Below are 16903 nucleotides of genomic sequence, written 5' to 3'. Positions count from 1 at the left end.
CGCAGCTTAGCCAGCGCCTTACCGATCTGATATTGCTGCTCATTAGGCAGGTCACGGTCCACCGACAATGCAATTACCGGAATATCGGCCTCCGGATATAGCAGCTTTAATACTGCCCATACGCCGTGATCCAGACCTCTGCGCTCATCTGTTACATTCATTATCCCCTGCTGATCGAACAGGCTTTGAATCTGCTCCACTACCTCCCGGTTACTCCGGGCCGGGTAAGTCATCTGATACAGCTCATCCTGGAAGCCGCCGAAATCATAGATGGTTTCATACTCCGCTGCCGCCCCCACAGATTGAACCGCTTCCTCCCAATGCGCCGAGAAGACGACAATAGCTTTCGGTCTCGGTGCATGGTCCTTAAACTCCTTTAACAGCTTAGTGTAGTCATTATCCTCAAGTACAATAGACGGTGCCCCGTGTGCAAAAAAATAAGATGGTATCATGTCTCTTCACTCCTTATGATTAAGAATTCCAGCATCCTGCCGGAGCCAGCTTAAGAAATCATGCTGATTCTCTTCCGTTACACCGTGGTCTGACGGGTACAGCTTAAACGTTAAATTATCCGTCTGCTCCTGCAGGTAGGCTGCAGTCTCATGGCCGATCCGGACAGGGAATACAGAATCATATTCACCGTGCGAAGCAAAAACGGATACGTTCTTCATACTCCGCAGTGTATATTCCGTCTTCACAAAATCAGGAACGTACCCGTTCAGCGCAATAATTCCCTTCAGCTGTCCTCCCATCGTCAGCGCGAGGGTCATCGATAGAATAGCTCCCTGGCTGAAGCCGAGCAAATAACGTCTGTCCGGCATAATCGGATATTTCTCTGTAGCATACGAGATGACCTCTGCAAGATCTGCAGCCGCTTGATCGAACATTTCCCGGACCGGATTGCCCAGGCTTTTCAGATCATAATATTGATAACCAAGCCCCAGCGGCATATTCCCGCGGATTCCGATAATAATGAACTCTTCAGCCAGCGGGGCAACCAGACCGAACATATTCTGCTCGTTCGAGCCTTTGCCGTGAAGGGTGAAAATGGCCGGATACCGCTCCCCCTCCTTCCAACTAGCCGGAACTTTCACTTCATATTGATATTTCGGATTCATTCAGGCTTCCTCCCTGCTATAAGTTATTATTGCATCTGCATGTGCGTCTTTTGATGATCAGATGGATGATTAATATTAGTAATAATAATATATTTTCTATATGTGTAATTTAACGCAGAGCACATTGACTTGTCAACAACAAAATTGATAATATGAATTTAAGTTACGTATTACAAATATTATAAAGGTGTGATTCCATGGATATCGGCTCTACAATACGGGCAATCCGGAAGCGCAAGAACATCACCATCGCTCAAATCTGCGAGGCTACCGGCTTGTCCCAAGGCTTCATGAGCCAGGTTGAGACCAACAAAACCTCGCCGTCGATCTCAACGCTGGAGAATATAGCGGGTGCCCTGAAGGTGCCGCTCGCTTATCTGCTGCTTAAGAAAGATGAGCGCATGCAGGTTGTCCGCAGGGACGAACGGAGAGTCACCACAACCGGACCGGACCGGCTGAAGGTGGAGCACCTCAGCTCCACTAATAATGTGCGGATGATGATCGTGGAATTTCCTCCCGGCGCAATGATCGGCGAGGCTCCCCATGCCCATGAGGGGCAGGAGGTACATGTGGTTTTGAAAGGGAGAATCTATGCAGAGCAAGGCGAGGATGGGGCCGAATTCAGCGAAGGGGATTCTTTCAGCTGGAATGCCTGCACTCCCCATTTCGTCAAGAATATTGGCGGAGATCCGGCATCCGTCCTGATCTCCATCTATACCGAGAATGAGAACGGACAGGATCTTGTGTAAACAAAGCCCGCACTCCGGCCGAATATGGGCCGGAGTGCGGGCTTTTACAATACAGGATATTCATCTCATCACGGCAGATCTTATTTCGTCCAGTCACCGGCATACAAGGTAACAGCGAATCCCGGCTCCGGATAGTCCAGCTCCAGCCGCTGCCCCTTATACGCTACCCTGACCGTACCTTGATTCAGGGAGCGGATACAAGCCCGCTCCAGCCCGCCGTCTCTCCAGGACAGATCGACTTCATATCCCCCGCGTGCCCGGAGGCCGCGGACCGATCCGGTGGCCCAGGCAGCAGGCAAAGCCGGCAGCAGCCGGATTTCTCCTCCATGGCTCTGAAGCAGCATTTCAGCTATGCCTGCGGTCCCCCCGAAATTCCCGTCAATCTGGAAGGGAGGATGATTGCAGAACAGATTAGGCAAAGTGGATGAACGCAGCAATTCCATTACGTTCTCATAGGCCAGCTCCGCTTCCTCCAGCCTCGCCCACATATTCAGGATCCAGGCCCGGCTCCAGCCGGTATGTCCGCCGCCATGGGCAAGCCTTCTCCGCAGTGTAGTCCGCGCGGCTTCAGCCAGTACAGGCGCCGCCTCCGGGATAATTTGCGTTCCGGGATGCAGGGCGAATAAATGGGAGATATGCCGGTGGCCCGGCTCCAGCTCTTCGTAGTCATTGCTCCACTCCTGAATCTGGCCATGCCGCCCGACCGCCGGCTCCGGCACCCGCTTCAGCGCCTTCTCCAGCTCCCGCGCAAATTCCTGATCCTCTCCGAGAATCTCCGTACTGGCGATGCAGCATAGAAACAGCTCACGGATAATCTGGCTGTCCATAGAAGCCCCGTAGCATAATGCTCCCGATTCTCCGCCGGGCAGAACATACCGGTTCTCCGGTGAGGAGGAAGGGCTGATCACCAGATTCCCGGAAGGGTCCTCGATCAGGTAATCGAGCAGGAAGAGGGCCGCCTGCTTCATCGTGCCATACGCTTCCCGGAGAAAGACGGTATCCCTCCCATACTCATAATGATCCCATAAATGCAGTGACAGCCAGGCGGCTCCCATCGTCCAGAAGGTCGAAGTAATACAGACATCCTGAGGTGCAGTGTCCGCCCACAGATCTGTATTGTGATGGGCTACGAATCCTCTGCATCCATACATTACACGGGCAGTCTCGCTCCCTCGTTCCTGCAGCCTCCGGGTCAGCTCAAATAACGGGGCGTGGCATTCGGCCAGATTGCAGCTTTCGGCAGGCCAGTAATTCATCTGTGTATTAATGTTGATTGTATATTTGCTGTCCCAGACCGGCAGCATGTCCTTATTCCAGATTCCCTGCAGGTTGGCCGGAAGCGAGCCCGCCCGGCTGCTGGAGATCAGCAGATACCGGCCAAACTGGAAGTAAAGGCCGACAAGCCCCGGGTCCTCCGCTCCCGCCCTGACCCGTTCCAGCCGCTGGTCTACAGGAAGGGCAGAACTGTCCGGATGATCAGCTGCAGCTTCCAGGGACAGCTGCACACGATCAGACAATGCGCGGAAATCTGCGGTATGCGCGCTGCGCAGCTGCCCGTAGGACTTGGCCGAGGCCTGATCCAGCCGGCGGATACACTCGGCCTCCAGCTGTTCCTTCGGAATCCGGAAGTCAGTACATGCCGAGACCAGCAGCGTAGCGGCGGTCCCTTCCTTCAAGTAGAGCTGCCCGCTCCGGCAGGCAATCTGCCCCATATCCGCCTGAAGCCGCACAGCACAGCAGAATCGGATGCCATCCTCTCCGCCTGTTCTGCCCCGGATCACCAGCGTATCTTGTCCGCGGGGCTCAATCCGGTCCAGGTATGCCTGGAAGCCTACCGGATGCTTGAGGATATCTGACCACGGAGTCTGCTCAAGCACAGTTCCTCTCCCAAACAGCGTAGAGAAGTTAAGCCGGCCCGGCTCGCTTGCACTTAGGCGGACGGCAAGAACCTGGTCCGGGCAGCTGGAGAAATATTCACGGGTGTAGTGAACCTGACCGGCACGATAAGCAGTTAGGGCTATCCCTTCATCAAGGTCAAGCTGCCTGTGGTAGTCCGCAATCTCCCCTTCATCTCCCAAATTCAGATACAAGTCGCCAAGCGGCTCATAGTGGCGCTGCCCGTCAGGTACACCAACAAGTACCGTGGATGCCAGCTCCTCGGCCTGGCGGATTTTCCCCGAGAACAGCAGGCTGCGGATCTCTTCCAGATATTCAAGGGAATGCGGATTGTTGCGGTCCATCCGGCCGCCGTACCAGAGGCTGTCTTCATTCAGCTGGACCCGTTCCATGCCGGTTGCACCGAATATCATCCCGCCGAGAGTGCCGTTTCCGATAGGCAGCGCCTCTTCCCATTGTTCAGCAGGTTGTGTGAACCAGAGCTTCTGCTCATTCATTGTTTATCCCCCTCATCCTGTACCCCATTCATTCTAAGGCAAGCTTCCGGGGAAAATGAATGCAGAATCCTAACCTCAAGCATTCACAATTCTATCGGATTCTGCTCACACGATTCCAAGCCGGGCAAATGCCTTCTGAATACCATCCTTGCCAATGTCATCCGTTACCAGATCCGCCGCTTCCTTCAATACCGGATCTGCATTGCCCATCGCTATGCCCGTACCGGATTGCTTGATCAGCTCATAATCATTCATGCTGTCCCCTACAGAGATAACGTCTTTAAATTCATACCCCCAGCGCTCCAGCAAGTACCTCATCCCGGTTGCCTTGGAAATCTGTAATGGAACAATATCGGCACCGAAGGCTTCACTGAACTTATTGAAGGAGACCATCGGGAACTCAGCTGCCATTCTATCGATGGATTCCGAATCCTCCCAGACTGTCAAAGAATGAAAATCATCATTCAGTACATCCCGTAATTCACCAAAGCTCCGGTCACAGCGTCCCAGCCGTTTCATGTCTCTATCAATAATGGTTTGCCGGGAGGTTGTGTACATGATGTTGTCTTGTGTATGGCCGATGCACCATTTCATTTCATAGGCTTTTGCCGCAATCGCCTGAATATGTCCGGGATCCAGCAGCTGCTCGAATAAGAGTATGCCTTCGGTTTCCACCCGGGTTCCATTCATATGAATGATGGCATCCGGCTGAAGGAGTTCAATATACTGGGCATGATCTGCCAGTCTCATATTCCGTCCGGTAGCCAGTACAATCTTTGCTGTTTGTCTCAGCAGTTCTATGGTATGCAGTGTGCTCCGGCTGATCTCCCCTGTGTGATGATCCAGGAGTGTCATATCCAGATCAAAGCAAACAACTTTCATGTTATGCAGCCACCCTTACTATAATTTTTATTTAACAAATCGTTGTCAGAATTCCCCCACTTCTAAAGTGGCGGGATGAATGATAACGGTTTGTCTTTGCTTTTTAGAAGATCTTTGGTAAAATCGAAACAAGAACATATATTCCTGTTTTGATTCATAGAAGTTGAGGTGACGCTTCATGCTCAAAGCTTTCAAATTTCGGTTATATCCAAGTGCTCCGCAGGCTGATTTCTTGGTGAGAAGCTTCGGCTGTGTGCGTAAAGTCTACAACCTCATGCTGAATGATCGCATCGAAGCCTACAAAAAGCACCGGGAAACCGGTGAACCCATCAAGCTTCCTACACCCGCCCAATACAAAAAAGAATTTCCTTTTCTTAAAGAAGTCGACAGCTTGGCCCTATCTAATGCCCAGCTTCATCTGAAGGCCGCATATACCCACTTTTTCAGACATCCTTCCTCCGGTTTTCCAAAGTGGAAATCCCGTAAACATCCGGTCCAGTCCTACACCACGAACAATCAGAATGGAACCATCGCGATTGTGGCAGGGCGTTATTTGAAACTGCCCAAGATGGAGCCTGTGCGGATCAAGCTGCATCGGCAGCTTCAGGGCCACATCAAATCGGCCACCATCTCCTGTACGGCTACCGGTAAGTATTTTGTGTCCATTCTGTGCGAAACGAAGGTGGAAGCGAAGACATTAACCGGCTCGGTCATCGGGATGGATCTCGGTGTCACTTCGTTTGCCGCCTTCTCCGATGGAACGAAAGTCCAGAATCCGAAGCATCTGATGAAAACTGCAGACCGGCTCTCCAAGGCCCAGCGTAAACTGTCGCGCCGAGCGCTGCAGGCCCAGAAGGAGGGGCGCCTCCTCGCAGGTAGCCGTAATTACCAGAAGCAGCGTATCCTTGTGGCTAAGCTGCATGAAAAAATAGCCAATCAGCGGAATGACTTTCAGAACAAACTCAGTACGGAACTCGTCAACAACCACGACGTGATCTGTGTGGAGACTCTGAATGTCACAGGGCTGGTTCGAAACCACAGGCTTGCCCGTAGTCTTCATGATGTCTCGTGGTCCGCCTTTCTGTCCAAACTGACCTACAAAGCAGAGTGGTATGGGAAACAAGTGATCCGGGTGGGACGCTGGTTCCCTTCCAGCCAGCTCTGCTCGACCTGTGGGCACCGGGAAGGAAAAAAAGAACTCCACATCCGGGAATGGAGCTGTCCAAGCTGCGGAACCACGCATGACCGGGACGTAAATGCAAGCAGGAACATCCGGACAGAAGGGCTGCGTCTGCTCAATGGAACCGCCTAAATCTAACGCTGAAGGGAACCGCAGGGACTGCGGGGATCGCTTGGTGTATAAGCCTAACCGCTGCTTCGGAGGGTCGTCATCCAGAGCAAGTATGGGCTGTTTCCAAGAAGCTCACACCTCTATAGGTGGGAGTAGTTCACTTGTACTATACAACAAAACCGGAAAAACGGGGGAATCCCAGTTTGTTCCGGTTTCATTTAACAGTCTATTCACAAGCCTATATTCTTCACCGCATAATACCCGAAATCTGCAAACGAATCATGCTGGTGGGAGTCAACCGAGCCGATGAAATTGAACAGTCCGGTAAAGCCGCCGATCTCCCCGGGCTCCCCGTTCACACCCTCGTCTGACAAATACGCCACATCAAGCTCACCGGCAAACAGCTTCCAGGCCACATTGTCCTGCAAACGGTAATAGATGTCCGCTTTTCCTGATTGATAAACAAGCTGCAGCTCCACCCGGCCTTCAGGTACGGTAATATTGCCGTGCGCCCATTCCATACGTTTCCCCAGCTTAGCCTGCAGCAGACTCAGGACCGTTCCGCCTGAGACCTCCGAATGCGTCAAGTGAGCGTAAATCCAGTTATTCGAATCATAGTACAGTCCAAGCCCCGCCATTTCCGAGTAATGATCGGGGTGAAATTCTACTTTGGCCTGCAGCTCATAATGGAAGGAAGTGGCGCGTGTCGCCATAATCGCCGGATTGCTCTGTGAGAAGAAAGAGTTGCCGCCGTGAATACGCAAGTGCCCGGGACGTTCTGCCGTATTCACCCAGCACTCTTCCTGATTGCGGTAAGGCGTCATGAAATGGATATTATATTGTGCGTTACTGAAATCATCCCGGATATCATGCGACAGTTCAGCAGCTGCCCGGCCCCCGTCCATTCCTTCCACTTCCATTTTCGCTACATTAGACCCGTCCTTCATTTCCAGCCAGCCGTCTGCGGTCCATTGCATTTTTTGAATAGAGGTCTCACGGCCCAGCGGGTTCAAAAGAGTTCCGGCAAGCGGGCGCGACATCAGATGAGCGATATACCATTCGCCAGTGTGCGTCTCTACCAGCGAGCCATGCCCTGCTTTTTGCATAGCAGACTTAGGATTATACATCCCGAAATGTCCTGCGTCCGGGTCGCCCAGTGAGAACAGATGCCGCGGCGATGAAGTAATAATCGGTTCTCCTGAAGGATGCGGCTCATACGGGCCAAATATATGGTTTGAGCGTCCGATCTCTACACCATGCGCGTAACCTGTTCCGCCCGCAGCCAGAATAAGATAATAATAGCCGTTATGCTTGTAGATTTGCGGCGCTTCCGCACAGCCCCGGGTGGTGAACCCTTGCGTGACCCGGTGCCAGTCGCCGGTAATTCCGCCATTCACTAAATCAGCCTCGGCAATGACGATATGGCCTGGTGCCTGATAGCCCTCCCGGGTCTCCCATTCCAGGATGGAGATGTAATGTTTGCCGTCTTCATCATGATATATAGCGGGATCGAAGCCGATGGATGTCAGGTACAGGGGTTCAGACCAGGGCCCGAGAATATCCTCCGCCCACATTACGTAGGAATCGGAGTTGAATTCACGGCCTGCCATATTCAGCATGTGAGAATACGCCAGCCAATATCTGTTTGTACTGGCATCATAGGATAAGTGAGGTGCCCAGATTCCGGCAGGTGTATTGGTGCCGCGGAGATCAACCTCACCGTTTCTGAGCACTGAACTGATTAACTCCCAATTGGCCAGATCCGTTGACTTATAAATTTGTATGCCGGGATTCCAGTGAAACGTGGACGTGGCAATATAATAAACATCTTGCACCCGGATAATGGAGGGGTCTGGCGCCATTCCGGGAATTACAGGATTATGGATCATTGTCATTTCTCCGTTCTTTTCGCCGCCTGATGACGGCTTTGTTTCCTGTTGCTCAGCTATATTATAATAACTAATACCCCGGGGATACGATGGTACAAGTAAGGGTGAATTTACCCAAATCAAAGGTGGGATTATAACATGGAAGATTATCCGGATGAGGCTGCCGGAGGCAGGACTCAGCTTCTTCCGCGGATCGACTGGAATATCCGGTTTTTCGGCGCACACAAGCAGACCGTCCCTGCCGGCTGGTCAATGGCCAAGGAATCCCACCATGCTTTTGAAATACTAATTGTATTAGACGGCACGCAGCACACCTGGATTGAGAATGAAGCCTTTATTCTGGCAAAAGAGGATATCCTCCTTATACCGCCTGGCTTTGAGCATACCAACAGCTGTAATTCGAGTGCGGCGATGACCTATTTCTGTGCTCATTTTGATATTGATGAACCTGCTTTACGCATGCAAATCCTGAAGAACTGCGACTGGGTCTATGCGCCGGCGAACCCGTATCATGACAAGTTGAAGGAGTGTTTGTTAAGCTGGATCGGCATCTTAGAGGATGAGGCTGTTTCTTTCACCCAGGCTAAACTTAGAGCACAGGTGGTCCTGTTTGAGCTGCTCGGGGTTCTGGTGGAGATACAGCCGCTACCGGCGGGTACTGGTACACACCAGTCCATGACCACGGCCAAATATGCGAAAGAAATTGCCGAGGCGATTAAGCGGGCGTTCAAGACCAGCATGATCCCGGAAAATGAGGGCTATACCGTTCATATCCAGCCTATCATAGCTTCGCTCGGGATCAGCCCTAATTATGGACTGGAGGTTTTTCAAAAGATCTATCATATGTCACCGCGGAAATATCTGTCCGGCCTCAAGCTGCAGGAAGCGAAAATTCTGCTCCAGCAGCCGAAGCTATCCCTGGATGAGATTGCAGGCCGTTTAGGCTATAACAATCTGTCGCACTTCAGCAGACAGTTCAAACGCTGGACCGGAATGAACCCGTCTGAGTTTCGGAAAGCAGATTAACAATTACCCCCACAAAGTGGAGTATAGCTCCGATGATGATTCAGGTACTTTGCGGGGACCCCAAAAAAACCCCACAAAGTGGAGTATAGCTCCGATGATGATTCAGGTACTTTGCGGGGACCCCAAGAGATATTAAAAAAACGGCCCCAGTCCCTATATATATAGGACCAAGGCCGTTTATTTCTATTATTGCTGCAGGAAAATCTTGTACAGCACCTGAGCAGCTTCTGCTCTGGTTGTGGTTCCGGCAGGACTCAGGCTGACATTGCCCCGCCCGTTCACGAAGCCCATTGTAACCATTGCAGCCATATCATCCGCCGCGTACTTGGCTATACTTGCGGCATCTTTAAATTTCTTGAGCTCCTCAGGCGTACCCGTCTGCAGGTCTGCACCCACCGCCCGTAAGGCCCTCATGGTCAGTACAGCCATATCCTGTCTGGTAATTTCCGCATCAGAACGGAAGCTGTCATTTGAGCCCAGAGCAATTCCAAGCGCTTTGGCGATTCCGATCTCGTCATAATAACGGTCTGTAGGCTCCACATCACTGAAGTTGGCACTGAAATCCGCTGTAAGCCCCAGCGTTCTTACCAGCCAGGCCAGATACTCACTTCTGGTGATCTGCTGGCCGGGACTGAAGCTTGCCTCCGAGGTCCCGTCGATGAAGCCTTGGGAGGCCATCATCTCAACCGCCGGCGCATACCACGAATCCTTGATTACATCACTGAAATCCTTCTTGGTATACAGCACAGCATATTCGCCTGTATTGGCGGCTGTAAATACCATGGCCTGCAGCGTGCTGTCGTATCCGGCAGCCGGCAGCCGGACAAGCTTGCCGTCAGCAGCCACATAGGAAACTGCAAGGTATTTGGCATTGGCCAATTCTCCAGCTTGAGGAGCATATGGCAATCTGACTTGTGCCGGTGCATTCAGCTTATCGGCTGCTACTGCTGCCCCGTCCAATAGGACAGTTAAGGCAATAACAGGTTTGCTGCCGATTAAGGATTTCGCTGCCGGATCAAGCTTCGCAGCATCCACCCGGGCAAATGTCAGTTCCACACTCTTAGCTCCCGCCGCTGTGCTCTTCAGCATATTGGAAGGGACAACTATCACACCGAACTCTGTAGCAATCTCTATCATGACATTGCCTTTATCCGAGGTTAATGCCGCTGCAGGAAGCTCAACCGCATAGGCATGTGCACCTTCCGCTTCCGGTATTTCCACCCGGAGCGTCTTCACATTGCCGCTGCCCTGCTGCGCCTGCTCCAGCGCCTTATTCAGGTCCTCCTGGCGGACTGGCGCTGCTTTGGCTATTCCGGTTGCGGCATCCGCCTTCGGTAAGTCAACCTTAATCAAATGTCCTTCGACTTTGATGCTTACAGGAGTAGGTGAAGGAGTTTTGGCCGGTACAGGCACATCCGCTCCTGCCGATGTCGGCGCCGGTGTTGGTGTCGGCGTTGGTGTCGGTGTTGGTGTCGGCGTTGGTGTCAGTCCCGGATCAATATCCGGATTGCTGATGACGACTGTAAGGGACGGGCTCGCATAATGAGTTGCCGTTTCCTTAACTCTCACTTCATAGGTTCCAATGTCTAGACCTGTAACCTCTGTGCCTGTGATAACCGTCCAGCCGCCGCCGGCTCCACCCGCTTGCCGGTATTCCATCGCTGGACTCACACCAGTGATCTTCCCGTCCTTGGCCCCGGCTGCACTGACATTAACAGCCTTGACCATTCCGCCTGCCGGCGGATTCTGCTCCTGCTTGGCTCCGTCCGGAATTACGATCAGGATAGCAGGACTTGGATTACTCGTATCCGTTCCGGCATACCGCAGCTCATAGCTGCCGGCCTCCAGACCTTCAATGCTGGTACCGCTGACCGGAATATATGCTCCGCTATCCAGCTTGCGGTATTCCATATCGTCAGTTACATTGCCAATCTTCCCGTCGTTTCCGCCTGCCGCTGCAGGCGGCGTAATGACCAGCCCATCTGCTGTTGGCGCCTCCCTGTCTTCCTTGGCTTCATTGCGGATGTCCACGGTTACCGGCGGGCTTGCCTTCAAGCTGTTTGTGGCTGCGTACCGGATCTGATAGCTGCCTGGCTCCAGATTATCTATCCTTGTACCGGATACAAGCACATAATTTACATCACCCAGCTTCCGGTACTCCATCGTTTCGTATACGCCAGCGATTACCCCGGTTTGCCCAGTATCCGTATTGGCGTGTGTGATGGTCCAACGGCTTGAATCCGGCGCCGCCTGCTCCTGCTGCTGCCCTTCAGGAATCATTACTTCCTTATCCAGGCTGGCGCTCAGCGTTCCGGCCGCCGTATACCGGACATAATACTTACCGGCAGTAAGACCTGTAACCTCGGTTCCTGTAACTGCAGTATATTCTACTGCGCCTTCCTTCTTATACTCCATTTCCGTTGTCACACCGGTCAGCTTGCCGTCCGCCCCATGGAGGATGGACGGTGCTGCCCCGGCCGGAGTAACTGGTGCGGGGCGGACCGATACACCCCGGATAACCTCCCACTCCCATAGGCCAACACCGTTGCCGTCTGCCTCTTGCTTCGTCAGGGTAACCCGCAGCGCCTTCACTTCCAGCGCCGGAGCAAACGTATACGGATTGGAGGACCCAACCGGAGTATCGACAGCCACCTTGATGTCATCAGTAACCGTTCCTGCGGTTACCCATTCGTCAGTAACACTGCCTGCCGGGATGTAGGAATACTCAACCTTTGTAGGCGCCAAAATCCCGCCTCCATCAGACCATACCACTAGATTCGAGCTTTGGATGACAGCACCCTGCGGCCATTCATATTGCACCCACTCTTCTGCACCTTCACGGCCCCAGGTTCCCCAGTGCGGAAGGCTGTCACCCTCCTTCTTCCCGTCATTCACCGCAGCCAGACTCTCCCACGGGGAGGTGTAGCTGGAGGATGCATTCGCTAAGAAGGCCATATTATGCTCACGCGGGCTGAGCAGACGCAGACCGGTCAGCAGCTTCTCAAGCGCCAGGGAAATCTCCCCGTCTGCAGCATTCATATTCTTGATTACAGCTGAAGCTTCTGCCTTCGCCGCTTCGATCGGCGTAAGTCCGGGCTCTACTAAGTTCGCTGCCTTTAAGGTATTCACATAATTGTAGACCTTGACCAGCTCCGACTTGTCTACTGCCCCTGTGTAGCCGTTCACCTTCCATTCCAGAATACCGCTGCCATTCACCGAAGGCTTCATGTCAATACGGACACCTGTAATAAAGGCAGGCTCGAAGGTAGTTGTATTGTACTTATTCAACTCATTGCCAAGCCCTTTTACGGCCCGGGGGGTATACCATTTCCCGTCCTCGCCGCGAAGCTGAAGCTGCATATCCTTCGGGCGGAAGTTCCCGCCGCCGTCCTGGAACACATAGACATCCATAGAAGAGGCCAGGAATGGCTCATCCCATTCATACATGACCCAGGCCGGATCTCCTTCTCTTCCCCAGTTATGCCATGCGCTGTTCGCAGCACCGCGGTTCGGCGAGAAGTCTGCCGAGCTCTTCGGTTCAATGCCGTTATTCATGGCTTCAGGATATCCGTCGCCGCCGGAGAAGCTCGCGGAGGCTTTGGCTGTCGGTGCTGCATTCTGCAGCCCTGTATTCACCACATATACGGTGGCCCGGACCTCCAGCTCACTGCCTTTGACCTTACCCTTCACTTCGAACTGGCCGATGCTCGCATAGCTGCCCGGATCAATAGCCTCCCAGGCAATCTCCTTCGGACTATACCCTTCCTCAGACAGAATATTGACCTGGCCGGAAAGCACCGGAGCAGTATCCTTCTTGGTCACTACGCTGAGTGCCCGGTAAGCATCTACAGTGTCTTCCTTGATCTCAACCGTTACATCCTTGCTGGCCTTCTTGTCCCCGTCTGCTGCTGTGAAGGTAAACACATACGTGCCAGCCTTGCTTACACGCGCATAGGCTGCTGCTTGATCAGCGTTCACGAAGGAGATATCGGCTGCGCCATCCGGCTTTTGCTTAACCGCCCATGTATACGCCAGCTTAGACTCTTCAGCCCCGCTGTGCACCGGGTCAGGAGTTGCCTCCCCGGACAATACCACAATACTGTTATTGGCAACATCCTGGACCGCAGTCACCGGGCCGATGGCCGGAGGCTGTTTCTCGGGCGGTGCAGCCAGCTCAAAGGTCACCTGGCCGGAACCGGTCTTCTGCCCGTCACTTGCGCTAAGCTTAACGGTATAAGAGCCTTCCTTGGTACCGGTAGCCTGGGTGATGCTTGCCTGCGGATGATTGAAGCTCAGCTTCCCGCCTTCCGGAGTGCTAACCACTTCCCACTCATAGGCGAGTGTACCATCCGGTGCACCGTCATCGGTTACTATCCCGTTCAGCATGAATGGAATCAGCGCCTGCGGATTCTGCGTCGCAAGCTCGGCTGTAATCTGCGGAGCCTCATTCTCGCCCCCGGCAGATTTTTCAATGATCAATTCAGCATTTTGTACGCTGTCCATCTGGAACATGGCCACGCCTTTGTTATTCTTCACATAGAACTGTCCGGCATCTTCACCATTCAGCTTAAGGGTATAATAGCCATTGTCCATTCCGGCCCCGTCAAACGAAATCCGTGAGGCATGCTCCTTCCCGGCAGGATTAAGAAGCTGCAGTGTAAAGGCAGTGCCGTCTTTTTTGATTTTTGCGCTTTCAACTTTATCGCTTTCCATCTCCAGATAGATCTTCTCATCAAGCAGATTGATCCGCTTGCCGAAGCCGTCTTTTGGTGTAATCCGGTAGCTGCCGCCTTCGTCAGTCACCAGTGCACCATATCCGAACAGCCCGAATACCGGATCTGTCACAATATCGGAGCTGATGCTGAGCAGGGAGCCATACAGGCCTTCTTCCGATTCACCGGAGAAATCATTCCAGCCGTTGCTCATTACTCGCGAGCCGCCATCGTACACGTCCTTGGTTCCGGTTCCTCCTTTATACATCGAATATCTCCAGGAGGTGCTGCCGACAGCATTAGCCGTAATCTGCCCCATGTTGACGGCATTGAAGTTTGAAATCTTCGCAGCATAGTTGCGCTGCTGCGCAACCGCGGTCTGCTCGGCGGATCTGCCGTCATCCTCATAGCGGAGCCAGTCATCCATAATATATCCTGCTAATGAAGCGGTATATTGGAAGTTCCACCAGCCTTCACCGCCGCGGAAGACCGGCACAGAATAATGGAACCAGGTCGGCTGGATTCCGCGCATCGCCCGGGTCTTCCAGTCGGCCATCTCCATGCTTGCCTCAGCGGCTTCCGCACGCGCATCCGCAGGATAGTAAGTGCGCAGCGCCTTCGCTGCTGCATAGGCGCCTTCTTCACCGGTGTTGTCATACTCAAATTCCGAGCCGTAAGGATAATTGGCGTAAGTCATGTTCCGTGCCTTGTCGAGGGCGAATTTCTTCTGCAGATTAGCCGACTCAGCCGGCATTCCCTCTTCTTTCAGCGCTTCAATCATATCCGGGATCTGCTGCTCGCCATAGAAGCCGATGGCTCCGGTGGAGACACGCTTATAGTAGATGTTATAAGCCTTCTCCAGATAGAACTGCGGTGATTTCCGGTATTCAATCAGATTAGGATACGCCTTCTGGATCCGGTACATATTGAAGAATCCGGTAGCTTCCATTATCTCGGAGAATGTCCGTGTATAAGGCTTGTCCTTATCGGTATACGCCCCGGAATCCTTAAGCCAGTTCGCAACGATATAGCTGTCCTGGGTATTCTTCATGAACCGTTCCCACATGAAATCGATCAGGTAGGTCTCAATAGAACGGATTTCATCAGGATCGGGAGCAAGATAGTTCTTCATCGTCATGAAGTTGATATTATCGTGGCTCCAGTCATCCCCCCAGTGGTTAATGTTCCCGTCTTTACCGCCGGTAAGATACCAGTCGAAATAGTTGCCGTAAGTCGGACTTTCGGGGTTCTTGTCCTGTGTCTGCTCCACCATGAATTCAGAATGGGCTTCCGAGGTAGCATCCAGCTCGGCCAGAACATTGAATTCATATTGGGTGAATTTATCGACCCATTCACTGCCGTTCTTCAGCTTATATTCCACACGCACACTGTTGTTGCCGATTGAATCGAACTGCAGGGAATAGATATGGTGCTGTTCACCATTTACAATCTTGGTCTCTACAAACTCATATGATTCAGTGTAGCCCGGATTCCCGCCGGGAAGCCCGCGTCCAATCCGCGAGTTATCGACCATCTCCTGCCGGCTCTTGCCCGGCTTAATATCCGGAATATGCGCTTCATCAAACGGATCATTCTCAGCCACATTCTGAATTTCAATTGACTGTACATCAACGATACTGTCATCGTAGTGCAAGTCCAGCTTTACGGGCATATTGATCGCTGTCTGGAAGCCCGGCACCGCTACGGCATCAATCATGCCTGATTTGTAAAGAACCGACCGGAGATTGGCCTCGCGGTCCTCCATCGAGGTTGAACTGTTATTCGGGCTCTGGGCGCTTTCCTGCGGCGTATTATCACCGGCACGGACCGCCGAGAATTTGAACTTATACGTTTTGGACTCTTCCGGTCCCAGCACCAGGCTGGAGGCATCGGTGAAATAGCCGCGCCCGGTTTTCTGGATGTCCTTCGAGTGGATATACAGCACGTTCAGCCCCGGGTACCAGCCGCCGCTGTCGCCTGTCCAGTTCGCGAAGGTATCCGCAGCACGCTGCTCTCCGGCTTCATGCATCCAATAATCCACATACTCGATCCGTGCACCGCTCTCCGGCACCGGGGTGAACATCATAAAGTTTCCTTCGCCGCTGGTGCGGATGGCATAGGAATACCCGCTGTCGGCACCGGCGAAATTATGCACGGTCAGACGGTCATCATAGGTATCGGATAAGGTCTGGTATTTATTATTCCAAGGCATCGGCAGGCCGATATCCCCGAATTCGATGTACTCACTGCTCTTGTTCTTCACCGTAATTTCCCACAGCATTGAACCGTCATCCGTCTCCATATCGAAGACAGACTTTACATCAAAGCCTTTCATTACCCGCTGCGCGGCAGAATCCAGGTTCTGCCCGATGAAGTTAATCTCGACCTTCTTGCCGTCTGCTGAAGCTGTCTTGTTCATATAAGGGTTAGCCGGATTGATGGAGGAATATTGTGTGGACCCGCCGGCGGCCAGTGTTTTGTTGGTATCTACTTCTACAAAGCCGTCCCTGCCCTCAGGGAACTGTGCACTGGCACCGGTGCGGTAAGAGAAGATCATCTCCCCCATCCACTGGTGCTGGATGCCATTCTGCGGTGATGTAGTATTAGGCAGTACGAAATTGATCGGCTTCCCCTGTTTATTGGCAGGATTGTTGTTGATATACAGCTCTTCAATCTGGCCCAGATCACCGACTTTGGCCGACAGGCTGGCATTGGAGATACCATTCTTCACAGCCGCTGCTGCATCCGCAGGCGAAGCACTAACCTGGAGCGGCACACTCTGAACAGCCAGCAGCAGCGCGACCGTAAGCGGCCTCCACTTTTTTGAAATCATCGTCATTGTA

The 16903-nt window shown here is 52.8% G+C and carries 9 protein-coding genes (1 of these 9 running past the window's edge); 3 read left to right on the top strand and 6 right to left on the bottom strand.

Annotation, left to right across the window (positions count from 1 at the left end; all coding sequences use genetic code 11):
- A protein-coding gene (locus LOS79_RS30030) for a DODA-type extradiol aromatic ring-opening family dioxygenase (protein WP_315414543.1) crosses the window boundary here: on the bottom strand, nt 1-452 show its 5' portion. 319 nt of this gene lie to the left of the window's left edge; 452 of the gene's 771 nt are visible here — the first part of the coding sequence; it begins with the start codon at nt 450-452; its stop codon lies off the left edge, out of view.
- 6 nt (nt 453-458) lie between these two features.
- Complete coding sequence (locus LOS79_RS30025) at nt 459-1118, bottom strand: alpha/beta hydrolase (protein ID WP_315414541.1); 660 nt, start codon at nt 1116-1118, stop codon at nt 459-461.
- A gap of 197 nt (nt 1119-1315) precedes the next feature.
- On the opposite strand from LOS79_RS30025, the gene LOS79_RS30020 reads away from it, so the two are divergent.
- A complete protein-coding gene (locus tag LOS79_RS30020) occupies nt 1316-1867 on the top strand; it encodes a helix-turn-helix domain-containing protein (RefSeq protein ID WP_315414540.1) in 552 nt (183 codons plus the stop codon).
- Between the two features lie 80 nt (nt 1868-1947).
- Here the strand turns inward: LOS79_RS30020 and LOS79_RS30015 are convergent, their stop codons facing one another.
- Both LOS79_RS30015 and LOS79_RS30010 read right to left on the bottom strand, forming a co-directional pair.
- The gene (locus LOS79_RS30015; RefSeq protein ID WP_315414538.1) at nt 1948-4260 is read right to left on the bottom strand and encodes a glycoside hydrolase family 95 protein; all 2313 of its coding nucleotides are present in this window, start codon (nt 4258-4260) and stop codon (nt 1948-1950) included.
- Between the two features lie 105 nt (nt 4261-4365).
- Nucleotides 4366-5142 (bottom strand): Cof-type HAD-IIB family hydrolase, encoded by a 777-nt coding sequence (locus tag LOS79_RS30010; protein ID WP_315414536.1) that lies wholly within the window; start codon nt 5140-5142, stop codon nt 4366-4368.
- Nucleotides 5143-5320: 178 nt separating this feature from the next.
- Here LOS79_RS30010 and tnpB point away from each other — a divergent pair, with 178 nt between their 5' ends.
- On the top strand, nt 5321-6454 hold the full coding sequence (gene tnpB, locus LOS79_RS30005) for an IS200/IS605 family element RNA-guided endonuclease TnpB (RefSeq protein WP_315414534.1): 1134 nt from the start codon (nt 5321-5323) through the stop codon (nt 6452-6454).
- Nucleotides 6455-6663: 209 nt separating this feature from the next.
- Here tnpB and LOS79_RS30000 read toward each other — a convergent pair whose 3' ends face one another.
- Nucleotides 6664-8322, bottom strand: coding sequence for a glycoside hydrolase family 43 protein (locus tag LOS79_RS30000; RefSeq protein WP_315414531.1), 1659 nt, complete (start codon nt 8320-8322; stop codon nt 6664-6666).
- Between the two features lie 138 nt (nt 8323-8460).
- Between LOS79_RS30000 and LOS79_RS29995 the strand changes: the two genes are divergently transcribed.
- Nucleotides 8461-9348, top strand: a complete 888-nt coding sequence (locus LOS79_RS29995; protein WP_315414530.1) for a helix-turn-helix domain-containing protein — start codon at nt 8461-8463, stop codon at nt 9346-9348.
- A 186-nt stretch (nt 9349-9534) separates the two neighbouring features.
- Here LOS79_RS29995 and LOS79_RS29990 read toward each other — a convergent pair whose 3' ends face one another.
- Entirely contained in the window at nt 9535-16899 is a 7365-nt protein-coding gene (locus LOS79_RS29990; protein WP_315414529.1) for a DUF5695 domain-containing protein, read from the bottom strand.
- Nucleotides 16900-16903: the final 4 nt, after the last annotated feature.

Source organism: Paenibacillus sp. MMS20-IR301 (genome assembly GCF_032302195.1).
Taxonomy (GTDB): Bacteria; Bacillota; Bacilli; order Paenibacillales; family Paenibacillaceae; genus Paenibacillus_AQ.
Note: the sequence above shows the minus strand (reverse complement) of the source record. Positions and strands in the feature narration are given on the sequence as shown.

Excerpts from the sequence above, each read along its gene's own strand:
- LOS79_RS30015 (WP_315414538.1), bottom strand. The coding sequence starts at position 4,260 with ATGAATGAGCAGAAGCTCTGGTTCACACAACCTGCTGAACAATGGGAA.
- LOS79_RS30000 (WP_315414531.1), bottom strand. The coding sequence starts at position 8,322 with ATGATCCATAATCCTGTAATTCCCGGAATGGCGCCAGACCCCTCCATT.
- LOS79_RS29995 (WP_315414530.1), top strand. The coding sequence starts at position 8,461 with ATGGAAGATTATCCGGATGAGGCTGCCGGAGGCAGGACTCAGCTTCTT.
- LOS79_RS30025 (WP_315414541.1), bottom strand. The coding sequence starts at position 1,118 with ATGAATCCGAAATATCAATATGAAGTGAAAGTTCCGGCTAGTTGGAAG.
- LOS79_RS30010 (WP_315414536.1), bottom strand. The coding sequence starts at position 5,142 with ATGAAAGTTGTTTGCTTTGATCTGGATATGACACTCCTGGATCATCAC.
- tnpB (WP_315414534.1), top strand. The coding sequence starts at position 5,321 with ATGCTCAAAGCTTTCAAATTTCGGTTATATCCAAGTGCTCCGCAGGCT.
- LOS79_RS29990 (WP_315414529.1), bottom strand. The coding sequence starts at position 16,899 with ATGACGATGATTTCAAAAAAGTGGAGGCCGCTTACGGTCGCGCTGCTG.
- LOS79_RS30020 (WP_315414540.1), top strand. The coding sequence starts at position 1,316 with ATGGATATCGGCTCTACAATACGGGCAATCCGGAAGCGCAAGAACATC.